Source organism: Streptomyces sp. NBC_00029 (genome assembly GCF_045160505.1).
In the GTDB taxonomy this organism is placed as follows: Bacteria; Actinomycetota; Actinomycetes; order Streptomycetales; family Streptomycetaceae; genus Streptomyces.
This window is the reverse complement of sequence record NZ_CP108292.1, coordinates 4,141,984-4,154,438: the sequence shown is the minus strand read 5'-3', so window position 1 is coordinate 4,154,438 and position 12,455 is coordinate 4,141,984. Positions and strand designations below refer to the sequence as shown.

12 protein-coding genes are annotated in these 12,455 nt (G+C 73.1%); 7 read left to right on the top strand and 5 right to left on the bottom strand.

The genetic code is table 11. The features are described 5' to 3' along the window. The first annotated feature begins 118 nt into the window (after positions 1 to 118). Both OG753_RS19405 and OG753_RS19400 read left to right on the top strand, forming a co-directional pair. Complete coding sequence (locus tag OG753_RS19405) at positions 119 to 1,366, top strand: acyl-CoA dehydrogenase family protein (RefSeq protein ID WP_405789370.1); 1,248 nt, start codon at positions 119 to 121, stop codon at positions 1,364 to 1,366. Then, positions 1,366 to 1,839 carry a nitroreductase family deazaflavin-dependent oxidoreductase gene (locus tag OG753_RS19400; protein WP_327263021.1) on the top strand — a complete coding sequence of 158 codons (474 nt, stop codon included), beginning with the start codon at positions 1,366 to 1,368 and terminating at the stop codon, positions 1,837 to 1,839. The genes OG753_RS19405 and OG753_RS19400 overlap by 1 nt, the downstream gene beginning before the upstream one ends. 141 nt (positions 1,840 to 1,980) lie before the next feature. On the opposite strand, the gene OG753_RS19395 is transcribed toward OG753_RS19400, so the two are convergent. Further along, positions 1,981 to 2,628, bottom strand: coding sequence for a TetR family transcriptional regulator (locus OG753_RS19395; protein WP_327263020.1), 648 nt, complete (start codon positions 2,626 to 2,628; stop codon positions 1,981 to 1,983). A gap of 341 nt (positions 2,629 to 2,969) precedes the next feature. Here OG753_RS19395 and OG753_RS19390 point away from each other — a divergent pair, with 341 nt between their 5' ends. From OG753_RS19390 to OG753_RS19380, 3 genes are all read left to right on the top strand, one after another. Continuing rightward, a complete protein-coding gene (locus OG753_RS19390) occupies positions 2,970 to 3,764 on the top strand; it encodes a VOC family protein (RefSeq protein WP_383203746.1) in 795 nt (264 codons plus the stop codon). 195 nt (positions 3,765 to 3,959) lie between these two features. Beyond that, entirely contained in the window at positions 3,960 to 6,356 is a 2,397-nt protein-coding gene (locus OG753_RS19385; protein ID WP_327263018.1) for a serine/threonine-protein kinase, read from the top strand. A gap of 68 nt (positions 6,357 to 6,424) precedes the next feature. After that, positions 6,425 to 6,922 carry a peptidylprolyl isomerase gene (locus tag OG753_RS19380; RefSeq protein WP_327263017.1) on the top strand — a complete coding sequence of 166 codons (498 nt, stop codon included), beginning with the start codon at positions 6,425 to 6,427 and terminating at the stop codon, positions 6,920 to 6,922. A gap of 120 nt (positions 6,923 to 7,042) precedes the next feature. Here OG753_RS19380 and OG753_RS19375 read toward each other — a convergent pair whose 3' ends face one another. After that, positions 7,043 to 7,501 carry a hypothetical protein gene (locus OG753_RS19375; RefSeq protein ID WP_405789367.1) on the bottom strand — a complete coding sequence of 153 codons (459 nt, stop codon included), beginning with the start codon at positions 7,499 to 7,501 and terminating at the stop codon, positions 7,043 to 7,045. 162 nt (positions 7,502 to 7,663) lie between these two features. On the opposite strand from OG753_RS19375, the gene OG753_RS19370 reads away from it, so the two are divergent. Next, positions 7,664 to 8,290, top strand: coding sequence for a hypothetical protein (locus tag OG753_RS19370; RefSeq protein ID WP_405789365.1), 627 nt, complete (start codon positions 7,664 to 7,666; stop codon positions 8,288 to 8,290). 20 nt (positions 8,291 to 8,310) lie between these two features. On the opposite strand, the gene OG753_RS19365 is transcribed toward OG753_RS19370, so the two are convergent. The 3 genes from OG753_RS19365 to OG753_RS19355 are packed head-to-tail and all read right to left on the bottom strand — an operon-like array spanning position 8,311 to position 10,695. Further along, entirely contained in the window at positions 8,311 to 9,087 is a 777-nt protein-coding gene (locus OG753_RS19365) for an enoyl-CoA hydratase/isomerase family protein (RefSeq protein WP_327263014.1), read from the bottom strand. Next, positions 9,084 to 9,539 (bottom strand): Zn-ribbon domain-containing OB-fold protein, encoded by a 456-nt coding sequence (locus OG753_RS19360; RefSeq protein WP_327263013.1) that lies wholly within the window; start codon positions 9,537 to 9,539, stop codon positions 9,084 to 9,086. Before OG753_RS19360 ends, OG753_RS19365 begins: the two co-directional genes overlap by 4 nt. 4 nt (positions 9,540 to 9,543) lie before the next feature. Next, the gene (locus OG753_RS19355) at positions 9,544 to 10,695 is read right to left on the bottom strand and encodes a lipid-transfer protein (RefSeq protein WP_327263012.1); all 1,152 of its coding nucleotides are present in this window, start codon (positions 10,693 to 10,695) and stop codon (positions 9,544 to 9,546) included. A 94-nt stretch (positions 10,696 to 10,789) separates the two neighbouring features. On the opposite strand from OG753_RS19355, the gene OG753_RS19350 reads away from it, so the two are divergent. Beyond that, complete coding sequence (locus tag OG753_RS19350) at positions 10,790 to 12,448, top strand: FadD3 family acyl-CoA ligase (RefSeq protein WP_327263011.1); 1,659 nt, start codon at positions 10,790 to 10,792, stop codon at positions 12,446 to 12,448. Positions 12,449 to 12,455: the final 7 nt, after the last annotated feature.

Genomic DNA, 12,455 nt, shown 5'->3' with positions numbered 1-12,455 from the left:
CTCCGTGCAACCCGCCCCCGTCGCCCCCTGTGCATCTGCTTCTGCCGGGCCTAACATGACGGCCCGTCAGATACTCCCCCAGCTGTTGCTGGGAGGTGCCCCCAGGAGGAGCCAGACGATGGATGCCGCCTTCACCGCGGAGCAGGACGAGATACGCCGGACCCTGCGCGAGATCCTGGGCAAACGCTGCGGCCCCGACGAGGTCAAGGCTGCCGTCCGTACCGCCGCCGGGCATGACCGTGAGCTGTGGCAGCAGCTTGCCCGGGAGCTCGGGCTGCCGGGCATCGCCGTCGCCGAGGAGTACGGAGGCGTCGGCTGCGGCCCCGCCGATCTGGCCCTGGCCTGCGAGGAGACCGGGCGGGCGCTGCTGCCCTCGCCGCTGCTGGCCACCGCCGCGCTGTGCGTGCCGCTGGTCACCGCCCTCGGTACGGGCGCCCAGCGCTCCGCGCTGCTCCCGCCGCTGGCGACGGGCGGGCTGACCGCCGCCCTCGCCGTCAGTGGCCCGGCGCTGGCCACCGCCCTCGCGCTGACCGGCGAGGACGCCTCCGGGCAGTGGTCCGGCGGCGGCCGCGCCGGCGGGGTCCAGGCCCGCGCCGACGCCGCCGGGGGCGGCTGGCGGCTGTACGGCGAGGCCGTTCAGGTGCTGGACGGGCACAGTGCCGGGCTGTTGCTGGTCGCCGCGCACACCGGCGGCTTCGCGCGCAGCCGCACGCTGCTGTTCCTCGTGCGCGAGGACGCGCCCGGGCTCGTACGGACCCGGCAGGCCGTGCTCGACGAGACGCGCCCGCAGGCCAGGATCGAACTGCGCGACGTTCCGGCGGAGTTGCTCGGCGACGAAGGGGCCGATGTGCTCGGCGCCCTCGCGGCCACCGGGCGTACCGCCTCCGCCGTCCTGGCCGCCGAGGCGGTCGGCGCGGCCGGCCGGGCGCTCGCCAGGACCGTCGAGTACGTACGCCAGCGCGAGCAGTTCGGCCGGGCGATCGGGTCCTTCCAGGCGGTCAAGCACCGGCTCGCGGACCTGTACGTACAGGTGCAGGCGGCCCGCTCGGCGGCCTACTACGCCGCCTGGGACCCGGATCAGGGCGGTCTCGCGCTCGCCCAGGCCCTGGAGGCCCTGCGGGTGACCGCGGGTGAGGCGATCCAGCTGCACGGCGGCATCGGCTTCACCTGGGAGCACGACGCGCACCTCTACTTCAAGCGGGCGGCGGCCGACGAGCTGCTGTTCGGCCCGGTCCACCGGCTGCGGGCGCACGCCGCCGACCGTGCGGGCCTGTTCGCGGATCCGGCCGCGGCCGCGCCGCAGCCGCAACGTCCCGCTGCGCCCACCCCCACACCCCCGCCCGCACAAGAGAAGGTGGCCGTCTGATGGCTCCCGGCGTCAAGCTGATGCAGAAGGTCTCCTCGACCATGCTCTTCGCCAAGATCGCGCCGCACTTCATCCCCGCCATGGACAAGGCGGTGCACAGGCTGACCCGCGGCAGGGTCATCCTCAGCGCCCAGATGCTGCCGGGCGTGATCCTCACGGCCAAGGGTGCCAGGACCGGGGAACCGCGCACGACCCCGCTCGCCTGCATGCCGGAGGACGGCGGCACGACGTGGATCCTGATCGGCTCCAACTTCGGCCGGCCCGGGCACCCGGCGTGGACCGGAAACCTGCTCAAGCACCCGGACGCGGACGTGAGTTGGCAAGGCCGGGACATCCCCGTCCGGGCCCGGCTGCTGGCGGGTGAGGAACGCGCGGAGGCGTGGCAGGCGGTGCTGAGGTTCTGGCCGCCGTACGCGACGTACCAGGCGCGCATCGAGCGCGAGATCCGGCTGTTCCGCCTGGAGCGTCGCTGATCGCAGGCGCGATCAGGCGTTGTCAGGTGTAGTCGGACGTTGTCTTGTGTGGTCGGGCATGGGGCGGGCACAGGGAGCGGAGGAGCGGGCACGGGTCGGGCACGGTCGGCGGGCCCCTGGAGAGCGTCCGGGGGTCCGCCGCTACTTCGTCGGCTTCTTGCCCGTGATGCCGAGGTGGACGAGCAGCGCCAGGTTCGGCCTGAGCTCGGCCTGCTTGACGCCCCAGGCCTGGAAGCCCTTCTGGTGCGAGGCGACCGCGGCCAGCATCGCGACCAGCGAACCGGCCATCGCCGCGGGGCTCACGTCCTTGTCGACCTTGCCCTTGGCCTGGAGCTCCTTCATCGATTCCGTGAGGGAGTTGGTGACCGAGTTCAGGATCTTCATGCGGATCTTGTAGAAGCGCTTGTCGCCCTCGGCCGCGCCGAGGTCGACGACCCGCAGGATCGCGTCGTTGCGGCGCCAGAACTCGAGGAATCCTTCGACGAGTTCCTCGGCGGCGGCCCACCCGGACTTGCCGACCCAGGTCCGGCCCTCGACGAGCGACGTCAGCTGCGCGCCCTCGCTGGCCATTTGTTCGGCGATCTCCAGGACGGCGCCCTCGACGTCCGGGAAGTACTGGTAGAAGGTCGCGGGGGAGGTACCGGCCTTGCGGGCGACGTCGATCACCTTGACGTCGCGGTACGGCGAGGAGCTGAGCATCTCGCTGAGGCAGTCGAGCAGCTTCTGCCGCGTCGCCTGGCCGCGCCGGCCGGCGACACGCCCGTCGACGGTGCGTACTTGTCCTGTCATGCCGTCAGCTTACCGAGGGGTGATCGGCGCGCTATTCGGCCGCCTGCAAATGGGGTTACGGGGTCCCTGGCCTGGGCGGAAGGCGGAGTCGGGCGATCAAGGAGGCGCATTCAGGCCGGGAGACCGGTCCTGTGCGCCCCCTGCGCGCCCCCTGTCCGGTCGTCGGCGCGCCGCAGCCCCGCACCGGTCGCCCCCGGGCCACGGGCCCGGGCGTGTCGCCCGGTTCCGCGAGGTTTCCCCCGAATAGTCTTATCAACAGGCTGTGGACAAGTTTTCGGGCAGATCATGGCTGGGAGAGGTGGGAGGGTACACACCCCCGCACAACGGAAGGAAACGGGCCCATGGCCGCATTCGCGGAAGGCGCACCCTGCTGGGTGGACGCCTCGCTTCCGGACGTCGAGGCGGGCAAGCGCTTCTACGGCGAGCTCTTCGGGTGGACCTTCACCGAAGGGGCGGGCGCCGAGTACGGCCACTACACCCAGGCCTACAGCCGCGGCCGCAACGTCGCCGCCCTCGCCCCCAAGCCCGACGGCCGCATGCCCACCGTCTGGGGGATCTACCTCTACACCACCGACGCGTACGCCTGCGCGCAGCGCATCCGCGCCGCCGGCGGCCAGATGGTCATGGACCCGATGCCGGTCGGCCCGTACGGCACCGCCGCGATGGCAGCCGACCCCGGCGGCGCCGTGTTCGGCCTGTGGCAGCCCGGCACCCACCACGGCTTCGACGTCCAGCAGGAGCCGTACTCGTACTGCTGGAGCGAGGTCTACACACGGGCCCGCGACGCCGTCGACGTCTTCTACGCCAAGGTCTTCGGCTACGTCCCCCAGGACCAGGACGACGCCGGGGTGGAGTACCGCATCTGGTCCCCGCCCGGCCGCGCGCCCGGCACGGAGACCGCCGTCCTGGGCCGCAGCCTGATCACCGACGCCTTCCCGGAGATCATGCCCGCGCACTTCCTCGCCTACTTCGCCGTCCCGGACTGCGATCAGTCGGTCGCCACGGTGCAGCGGCTCGGCGGCCGGGTCACCGCCGACCCCTTCGACACCCCCTACGGCCGGATCGCGGTCGTCGCCGACAATCAGGGGGCGGTCTTCGGACTGCTCTCGGAACCCCGGACGAAGCCTGACGCGTAGGCCGTCCCGGACGGACCGCCGAGCAGATCACACCGCCCTCCTCGACGTGCCGGGGCCGGACCGGGTCCGGGCCTGACAGAATCGGGGTTGCTCGACCCGGGTGGCGCCCGGGGTGAGACGCTGCACGGGGCAGGGCCCCGTGCCGGTGGAAGCGGGCCCGGTGAGTGGCCCGTACGGGGATGGGTGTGGAGGCGAGTGGTGGAGCAGCTGACGCAGCACGACCCGAGACGGATCGGCCCCTTCGAGGTGCTGGGACGGCTCGGCGCCGGCGGCATGGGGCTGGTCTATCTCGCGCGGTCCGCTTCCGGACGGCGGGTCGCGATCAAGACGGTGCGCACCGAGCTCGCCGAGGACCAGCTCTTCCGCGTGCGCTTCACGCGCGAGGTGGAGGCCGCCCGCGCCGTGTCCGGCTTCTACACCGCGGCCGTGGTCGACGCCGACCCGCGTGCCGCCGTGCCGTGGCTGGCGACCGCGTACGTCCCGGCGCCCTCCCTGGAGGAGATCGTCAACGAGTGCGGGCCCATGCCCGCCCAGGCCGTACGGTGGCTCGCGGCCGGTATCGCCGAGGCCCTGCAGTCCATCCACGGCGCCGGCCTGGTCCACCGCGACCTGAAGCCGTCCAATGTGCTCGTCGTCGAGGACGGCCCGCGCGTGATCGACTTCGGTATCGCGAGCGGGGTCTCCAACACCCGCCTGACCATGACGAACGTCGCCGTCGGCACCCCCGCCTACATGTCGCCCGAGCAGGCGAAGGACTCGCGCAGCGTCAAGGGCGCGTCCGACGTCTTCTCGCTCGGCTCCACCCTCGTCTTCGCCGCCACCGGGCACCCGCCGTACCACGGGGCGAACCCGGTGGAGACGGTCTTCATGCTGCTGCGCGAGGGCCCGAACCTGGAGGGGCTGCCGGCCGAGCTGCGGCCGCTGATCGACTCCTGCATGCAGATGGACGCCACGCTCCGGCCCACCCCGGCCGACCTGCAGGCACAGCTCGCCCCGCACCTGTTCGACGGCGGTGACGACAGCGGGACCGCCTCCGCGTGGCTGCCGGCGCGGGCCGTCGCGATGATCGAGGCCCGGCGCGCGGGGCACCGTACGCCGCCCGCCCCCGTGGTGCCGGCGCCCGGCCCGGGCTCCGGGGGCCGGGGAGCGGCCTCCGAGGCCGCCACGCACCGCCGCCCGCGCGGGGTCGACTCCTGGGTGGACCCGCGGACCGGCCAGGCCGTCCCGCAGCGCCCGCACCACCCACCGATGTCCCCGGTGCCCTCGGGCGAGCCCGTGCGACTGGGCGGCTCGCCCGTGCCGATCGGGCCCGGTCCCCGCGCGACCGCCGCGGCCCCGGCCGCGCACGCCTCGTCCTCCGCCGCGGATTCGGCGACCGGCTGGATCCGCCCGCCCGGCGGGTCGGTGGCCACCCCCTCCGCGGTGCAGCCCGTACCGAGCCCCGGGCCGTCCCCGGACAGCGGCCGCTGGCGACCGTGGCGCTTCCGCATGTCCAACGAGGTCTGGGGCACCCCGACCGTCGCCGGGAACCTGCTCTACGTGACCTCCTTCGAGGTCCACGCGCTGGACGTGGCGAGCGGCCGCCGCCAGTTCAAGACCCGCGACGTCGCCTGGTCGATGGCGGTCGCCGACAACCGGATCCACGCCTCCGACGGCCCCTCCCTGTACGCGCTCGACGCCGGCGACGGCTCCGAGCGCTGGCGGCTGTCCACCGACGCCTGGGTGTACGCGCTGCGCGCCGAGCGCGGCACGGTCGTCACCGCCACGCGCGGGGGCGGCGTACAGGGCCGTGAGGCCTCCAACGGCCACAAGCTGTGGGAGCTGACCGGCGCGCAGAGCGACTTCGAGACCGCGGAGGCGGCCCCCGTCCTGCACGACGGCACGGTGTACGTGTGGCAGGACGCGCGGCTGCGCGCGCTGGACGCCCGCACCGGCCGAGAGTCCTGGTCGTACCCGGTCGGTGACGCGGCCTCCTGCGGCAACGTGCCGGTCCGGGTCACCCCGGCGGCGGACGGGAACGTCTACGTGGCCGCCGGTACCCGGGTGATCTCGGTGGACCGGGCCTCGGGCCGGGTCCGCTGGCACTTCGAGGCCCCCGCGGTCTTCCTGGCGCCCCCGGCCTTCGCGCCGGGCGCGGCCGTCACGGGCGGCGGGGTCTACCTCGTCGACTACCTGGGCACCGTCTACGCCCTCGACGCGGCCACCGGCCAGGACCGCTGGCGGATCGCGACGGAGGCACGGCAGTCCTCGGACCCGGTGGTCGTCGCGAACGGCAACGTCCACCTGGGCGCGGGCAGCGCGCTGTACACGCTCGACGCGGTCACCGGCACTCCGAAGTGGCGGTTCGCGGCGGGCGGCGAGATCACCGGCCTCCCGGCGGTCGCGGACGGCCGCGTGCACTTCGGTTCGGCCGACCACTGCCTGTACACGCTGGACGCGGCGGGCGGCCAGCTGCGCTGGAAGCTGGCCACCGGCGGCGAGATCACGGGCGCCCCGGTGGCGGACGCCGGAGTGGTCTACGCATGCAGCAAGGACCGCTGCGTGTACGCCCTGGACGCGGCGAAGGGCACGGGCACCCGGACGAGCGGCTGACCTGCCCGGAGGCGGGGCTGCGGCCCCGCCGGGTAGCGCACTGCACCGGGAGTGACAGGATGGACCCCATGAGCAACGTCTACTTCGACATCACCATCAACGGCGCCCCCGCCGGCCGCATCGTCTTCGCCCTCTTCGACGAGGTCGTCCCGAAGACGGCGCGCAACTTCCGCGAGCTGTGCACCGGCCAGAACGGCTACGGCTACGCCGGCTCGGGCTTCCACCGCGTCATCCCCCAGTTCATGCTGCAGGGCGGTGACTTCACCAACCACAACGGCACCGGTGGCAAGAGCATCTACGGCGAGAAGTTCGAGGACGAGAACTTCCAGCTGAAGCACGACCGCCCGTACCTGCTGTCGATGGCGAACGCCGGCCGCAACACCAACGGCTCGCAGTTCTTCATCACCACGGTCGTCACCTCGTGGCTCGACGGCAAGCACGTCGTCTTCGGCGAGGTCGTCTCGGGCCAGGAGCTCGTGGACCAGATCGAGGCCCTGGGCTCCCAGTCCGGTGCCCCCAAGGGCAAGGTCGAGATCGCGGCCTCCGGCGTCGTCGACGCCGCCTGATCCCCACCCGCCAGTCAGGCCGGTCGGCCCCGCCCCCACCCGGGGGGCCGGGGCCGCCGCCATGTCCGGGCCGGGTCCCCGTCGGGCACGGAGTCCCGGGGAACGGGTCCCGGACGGCCGTCAGACGGGCGTCGTCGGGGGGAGCGGGCGGTTGGTGCGGGCGGGGCGGCCGCGCATGACGGCTGCGCCCAGGAGGATCAGCGCGCCCGCGCCGAGGGCGTTGGCGAGGCCGTCACCGAGGCCCGAGCTTTCGCCGCCCACCGAGAGGCTGCCGACGGCCTGGCCCTGGCGGACCATCCACAGGATGGTGAAGCCGAGCACGACCACCCCCGCCAGCGCCATCAGCAGCCGCGAGCGGAGCAGCACCGCGCACAGCGTGAGGACCGCGGCGAAGAGGTACGGGAGCAGGACCGAGGCCAGCAGGACGGAGCCGTGATCGGTGATCCCGGCGGAGGTGAAGAGCTCCTGGACGCGGTAGTCGCGTCCGAGACGGCCGTCGTACCAGGCACGGAAGGGGCTCCAGACGGCGGCCGCCGCTCCGATCAGACCCATCAGGGAGCCGAGTACGTTGCGGAGCATGCCCGGCCCTCCGGGATAGGGGTCTCGGTCCCGACGCTACGCCCGGCCCCCGCGGCCCGCACGCCAGGACCCGGGGCCGATCGGGTCCCCGTACGCCCGATGCGGGGTGCGACGCGCCTGGTAGCGTGACGCGCCGTTGTCCCCGGGGGAGAGGTTCGGGCCATGGTGGCTGGACGTCGTATCAGGTTCACCGCGGTGCTGGTGGCGGTCGTGTTCGCACTGACCGGCTTCTCCTCGCACGGCGGAAGCAGCAGCAGCGGGAGCGGTGGCAAGAGCGGCAGCAAGAGCAGCAGCAAGAGCAGCGGCGGCGGGTGCTCCAGCTCCAAGAGCAAGAAGAAGAGCCAGCGGAGCGGCAGCAGCAACAGCACGGCCACGGCCGCCGCGTCGCCCTCCCGGAGTGCGAGCGGTGCCCCGGCCACGGCCGTGGTGGTCACCTGCGTCGGCGGCACCCCGCCGGTCACCACGATCAGGCTCACCTCGAACGTGGACCGCAGGGCGACCTTCGTGGTGAACCTGTACCGGGAGGGCGCGGGCGGCGCCGTCGTCGAGTCGACCGAGGTCAGGGCGACTCTGGAGGCCCGTGAGACCCGTACGGTCGAGGTGGCGCTCAAGGAGCCCTCGCGCGCGGGCGAGGTCACCACGTGCAGGCTCGACCGGCCCGTCGAATCGTCCGGCACCGGGACGCCGGGCCCGGCGTCGACCACGTCGGACGGCTCCGGGCCCACGCCGAGGGCCACGCCCAAGTCCACCCCGAAGAAGCCCGGCCCGAAGTCCACGCGCAAGCCCTGAGGCCCGGCCCGCCGGGCGGGTCAGCGCAGCCTGTGCTCCGTACCGGGCCTTCGCGAGGCGAACAGTTCCGCCTGCCGCTCCGGCGCCAGGTTGCCCAGCGCGATCAGCGCCGGGGCCTGCGCCAGGGCCTGCTGGAGCGCGGCCTGTTTCGCCGACCACAGGGCCCGTACGGTGCCCTGTACGGCTTCTGTCGGGAAGCCGGCCAGGGTTTCCGCCGCCCGCAGGGCCGCCGGGAGCAGCGCGTCGGGCGCGGTCAGTTCCGAGACGAGCCCGATCTCGTGGGCCCGGCGCGCGGAGAGCCGCTCGGCCGTGCCCATGAGGGACATCCGGGCCGCCTCGCCGAAGGGCATGCGCTGCGCCATGTAGACGGCCTCGTAGGCGCTGACCATCCCGTAGGCGGTGTGCGGGTCGAAGAAGGTGGCGGTGTCGGAGGCGATCAGGAACTCCGCCTCGCCCAGCAGGTAGAACGCCCCGCCGCAGGCCATGCCGTTGACGGCGGCGACGACCGGCTTCCACAGGTCGCCCGCCTTGGGGCCGATGGCGATCAGCGGGTCGTCGGCCGAGTAGGGCGAGGCGGGCTGCGGAACGTCGACGCCGCGGTCGATGCCGGTGCAGAAGGCGGCGCTGCCGGCGCCCGTCAGCACCACCGCCCGCACTTCCTCGGCGAACCGGAATTCCCGCCATACCGCGCTCAGTTCGGCCGCGGTGGCCAGGTCGACGGCGTTGTGACGGTGTTCCCGGTCGAGGGTGACGACCGCGACCCCGGTCGCCTTGTCCCGTTCCACGCGCACGGTCACGACTTCTCCAGGACCCAGCGGGGCACGGCCATGCCGCCGGTCTCGGTGAAGACCACCTGGACGCGGGCGCCGATGCGCAGCCGGCCTGGGTCCACCGAGTCGAGCGGGGCGTCGGCCGAGGTCACCAGGTTCCCGGCGAGCCGGATGTGCGGGGCGTCGGCGAGCTCCACGAGGATCACGTTGTACGGGGCCTGGGCGGCGTAGGCCGGCAGCAGCGGCGGGTGCGGCCGGACGTACGACCAGATGCGGCCGCGGCCGCTCATGCGGCGCCACTCGCTGTCGAAGGACCGGCAGTGCGGGCAGCAGGGGCGGGGCGGGAAGCGCAGCCGGCCGCAGGAGGTGCAGGCCTGGACGCGGAGCTCGCCCCGGGCGGCGTACTCCCAGAAGGGGGCGCCGTCCTCGTCGGGGACGGGCAGCAGCAGCGCGTCCGCCGCGGCGGAGGTGGTGGTCATGGGGTCAGCTCCTCAGCAGGATCGCGGACGTCGGGACTCCCTCGCCCGCCGTCACCAGGCAGGTCGCGGCGTCGGGCACCTGGGCGGTGGAGACGCCGCGCAGCTGTTTGACGCCCTCGTTGATCAGGTTGAAGCCGTGCACGTAGGCCTCGGACAGGCCGCCGCCCCCGGTGTTGATGGGGAGCCGGCCGCCCATCTCCAGGGCGCCGCCCTCGGTGAAGGCTGCCCCCTCGCCGCGTCCGCAGAATCCGTAGCCCTCCAGCGAGAGCGGGATCAGCGGGGTGAAGGCGTCGTAGATCTGGGCGACGTCCACGTCCTGGGGTCCGAAGTCGGCCTGCTTCCACAGGTGGCGGGCGGCGGTCCAGGCGGGCCCGGACAGGGGGTCGTCGTTCCAGTAGTTGACCATGCCGTGGTGCTGGGCGGGCAGGCCCTGGGCTACGGAGTGCACGTAGACGGGCTTCTGGCGGCAGTCGCGGGCACGCTCGGCGGAGACGATCACGCAGGCGAGCGCGCCGTCGGTCTCCAGGCAGTTGTCGAAGAGGCAGAGCGGGTCGCTGATCATGCGGGAGGTCATGTACATCTCACGGGTCAGCGGGCGTTCGTACATCATCGCGGCCGGGTTGGCGTTGGCCCGGTTGCGGCAGGCCATGGCGACGTTGAAGAGGTGGTCGCGGGTGGCGCCGTACTCGTGCATGTAGCGGCGGGCCAGCATGCCGATCTCGTCGGCGGGGCGCAGCAGGCCGAAGGGTCTGGTCCACTGGCCGGGGGTGGGCAGCTGGACGGCGGTGTTCTTCCAGGGGCGGGGGCCCGAGCCGCGCTTGCGGGAGCGCCAGGCGACGCCGACGGTGGCCTGGCCGGTGGCGACGGCGGAGGCGAGGTGGCCGACGGTGGCGCAGGAACCGCCGCCGCCGTAGCCGATCTTGGAGAAGAAGGTCACGTCGCCGGCGCCTATGGCCTTGGCGACCTCGACCTCGTCGGTCTCCTCCATGGTGTACGAGGAGAAGGCGTCGACCTCGGACGGCTCTATGCCGGCGTCGGCGAGGGCCGCCAGGATGGCCCGGCAGGCGAGTTCCTTCTCGGACTGGGGCAGTTGTTTCGCGAAGGCGGTCTGGCCGATGCCGACTATCGCCGTCGCGTCCTTGAGCGTTGCAGCCATCGCCACCTCCGGGGTGCGCCAGTACTGACAGCCGCGAAGGCTACAGCTAATCTGACGGATAGTCAGCTACTGGGTCTGCGGGAAGGTGGCACGCATGGGCGACTACGGGCGCGACGACCGGAACGACCTCCGGCACGGCGACCGGCGCGAGGACGTACGCGGAGACCTGCGCTGGGGCAGCATCGCCGGGCTGGTCCGGGCGGCAGCGGCACAGTACGCCGACCGCGAGGCCGTCGTCGACGGGCGCGCCCGGATCAGTTACACGCAGCTCGGCGAACGCGTCGAGCGCGCCGCGGCCGCCTGCATCGCCGCCGGGACCGAGCCCGGCGACCGGGTCGCCGTCTGGGCGCCCAACACCCTGGAGTGGATCGTCTCCGCCCTCGGCGCCGTCTCGGCGGGCGCCGTGCTCGTCCCCCTCAACACCCGTTTCAAGGGCGCGGAGGCCGCGTACGTCCTGGAACGCAGCCGGGCCCGGCTGCTGTTCGTCACCGGCACCTTCCTCGGCACCTCCTACGTCGCCTCCCTGCGCCGCGCCGCCGCCGAGGGCTCCGGCACCGGCCCGCTGCCCGGACTGCCGCACCTGGAACAGGTCGTCGTCCTCTCCGACGACGCCCCCGACTCCTTCCGCACCTGGAAGGACTTCCTCGCGGGCGGGGACGGCGTGCCGGCCGCGGCGGTGCGCGAACGCGCCGCCGCGATCCGCCCCGAATCCCCCTCCGACATCATCTTCACCTCCGGCACCACCGGCAGCCCCAAGGGCGCGGTCATCACCCATGCCCAGTCGCTGCGCTGCTACGACGTGTGGAGCGAGCTCGCCGGACTGCGCGAGGGCGACCGCTACCTGATCGTGAACCCCTTCTTCCACACCTTCGGCTACAAGGCCGGGATCATCGCCTGCCTGATGCGCGGGGCCACGATGGTCCCGCAGCCCGTCTTCAACGTGGACACCGTCCTCGCGAACGTCGCCGCCGAGCGGATCTCCGTACTCCCCGGGCCGCCCACCCTCCACCAGTCGCTCCTCGACCACCCCCAGCGCGCCCACCACGACCTCTCCGCCCTGCGCCTGGTCGTCACCGGCGCGGCCGTGGTCCCGCTCCGGCTCGTCGAGCGGCTGCGCGGCGAGCTGCGCATCGCCACGGTCCTCACCGCCTACGGGCTCTCCGAGGCGAGCGGCATCGTCACCATGTGCCGCCGCGGAGACCCCGCGGAGATCATCTCCGCGACCTCCGGCCGGGCCATCCCGGGCACCGAGGTGGCCATCGTGGACGCGGACGGGCAGCCGCAGCCGGCCGGGCGCACGGGCGAGATCCTGGTCCGCGGCCACCACGTCATGCAGGGCTACTTCGAGGACCCCGAGGAGACCGCGAGGGCGATCACCGCAGACGGGTGGCTGCACACCGGCGACGTGGGGTTCATGGACGGGGACGGGAACCTGCGCATCACCGACCGGATCAAGGACATGTTCATCGTCGGCGGTTTCAACGCCTACCCCGCCGAGATCGAACAACTCATCGGACTGCACCCCGACATCGCGGACGTCGCGGTGATCGGCATCCCGGACCCCCGCCTGGGCGAGGTCGGCAAGGCCTACGCGGTCCGCCGCTCCGGCTCCACCCTCACCGCGGACGACCTGATCGCCTGGTCCCGCCGCGAGATGGCCAACTACAAGGTCCCGCGCGCGGTCGAGTTCGTGACGGAACTCCCCCGCAACGCGAGCGGCAAGATCCTCAAGCGCGAACTGCGCACCGGCTGAGGCGGAT

Bases quoted from the DNA above. Each gene is read 5' to 3' on its own strand.
- OG753_RS19380 (WP_327263017.1), top strand. From the start codon at position 6,425: ATGAGCAACGTCTACTTCGACATCACCATCAACGGCGCCCCCGCCGGC.
- OG753_RS19400 (WP_327263021.1), top strand. From the start codon at position 1,366: ATGGCTCCCGGCGTCAAGCTGATGCAGAAGGTCTCCTCGACCATGCTC.
- OG753_RS19405 (WP_405789370.1), top strand. From the start codon at position 119: ATGGATGCCGCCTTCACCGCGGAGCAGGACGAGATACGCCGGACCCTG.
- OG753_RS19390 (WP_383203746.1), top strand. From the start codon at position 2,970: ATGGCCGCATTCGCGGAAGGCGCACCCTGCTGGGTGGACGCCTCGCTT.
- OG753_RS19350 (WP_327263011.1), top strand. From the start codon at position 10,790: ATGGGCGACTACGGGCGCGACGACCGGAACGACCTCCGGCACGGCGAC.
- OG753_RS19375 (WP_405789367.1), bottom strand. From the start codon at position 7,501: ATGCTCCGCAACGTACTCGGCTCCCTGATGGGTCTGATCGGAGCGGCG.
- OG753_RS19370 (WP_405789365.1), top strand. From the start codon at position 7,664: ATGGTGGCTGGACGTCGTATCAGGTTCACCGCGGTGCTGGTGGCGGTC.
- OG753_RS19355 (WP_327263012.1), bottom strand. From the start codon at position 10,695: ATGGCTGCAACGCTCAAGGACGCGACGGCGATAGTCGGCATCGGCCAG.
- OG753_RS19360 (WP_327263013.1), bottom strand. From the start codon at position 9,539: ATGACCACCACCTCCGCCGCGGCGGACGCGCTGCTGCTGCCCGTCCCC.
- OG753_RS19395 (WP_327263020.1), bottom strand. From the start codon at position 2,628: ATGACAGGACAAGTACGCACCGTCGACGGGCGTGTCGCCGGCCGGCGC.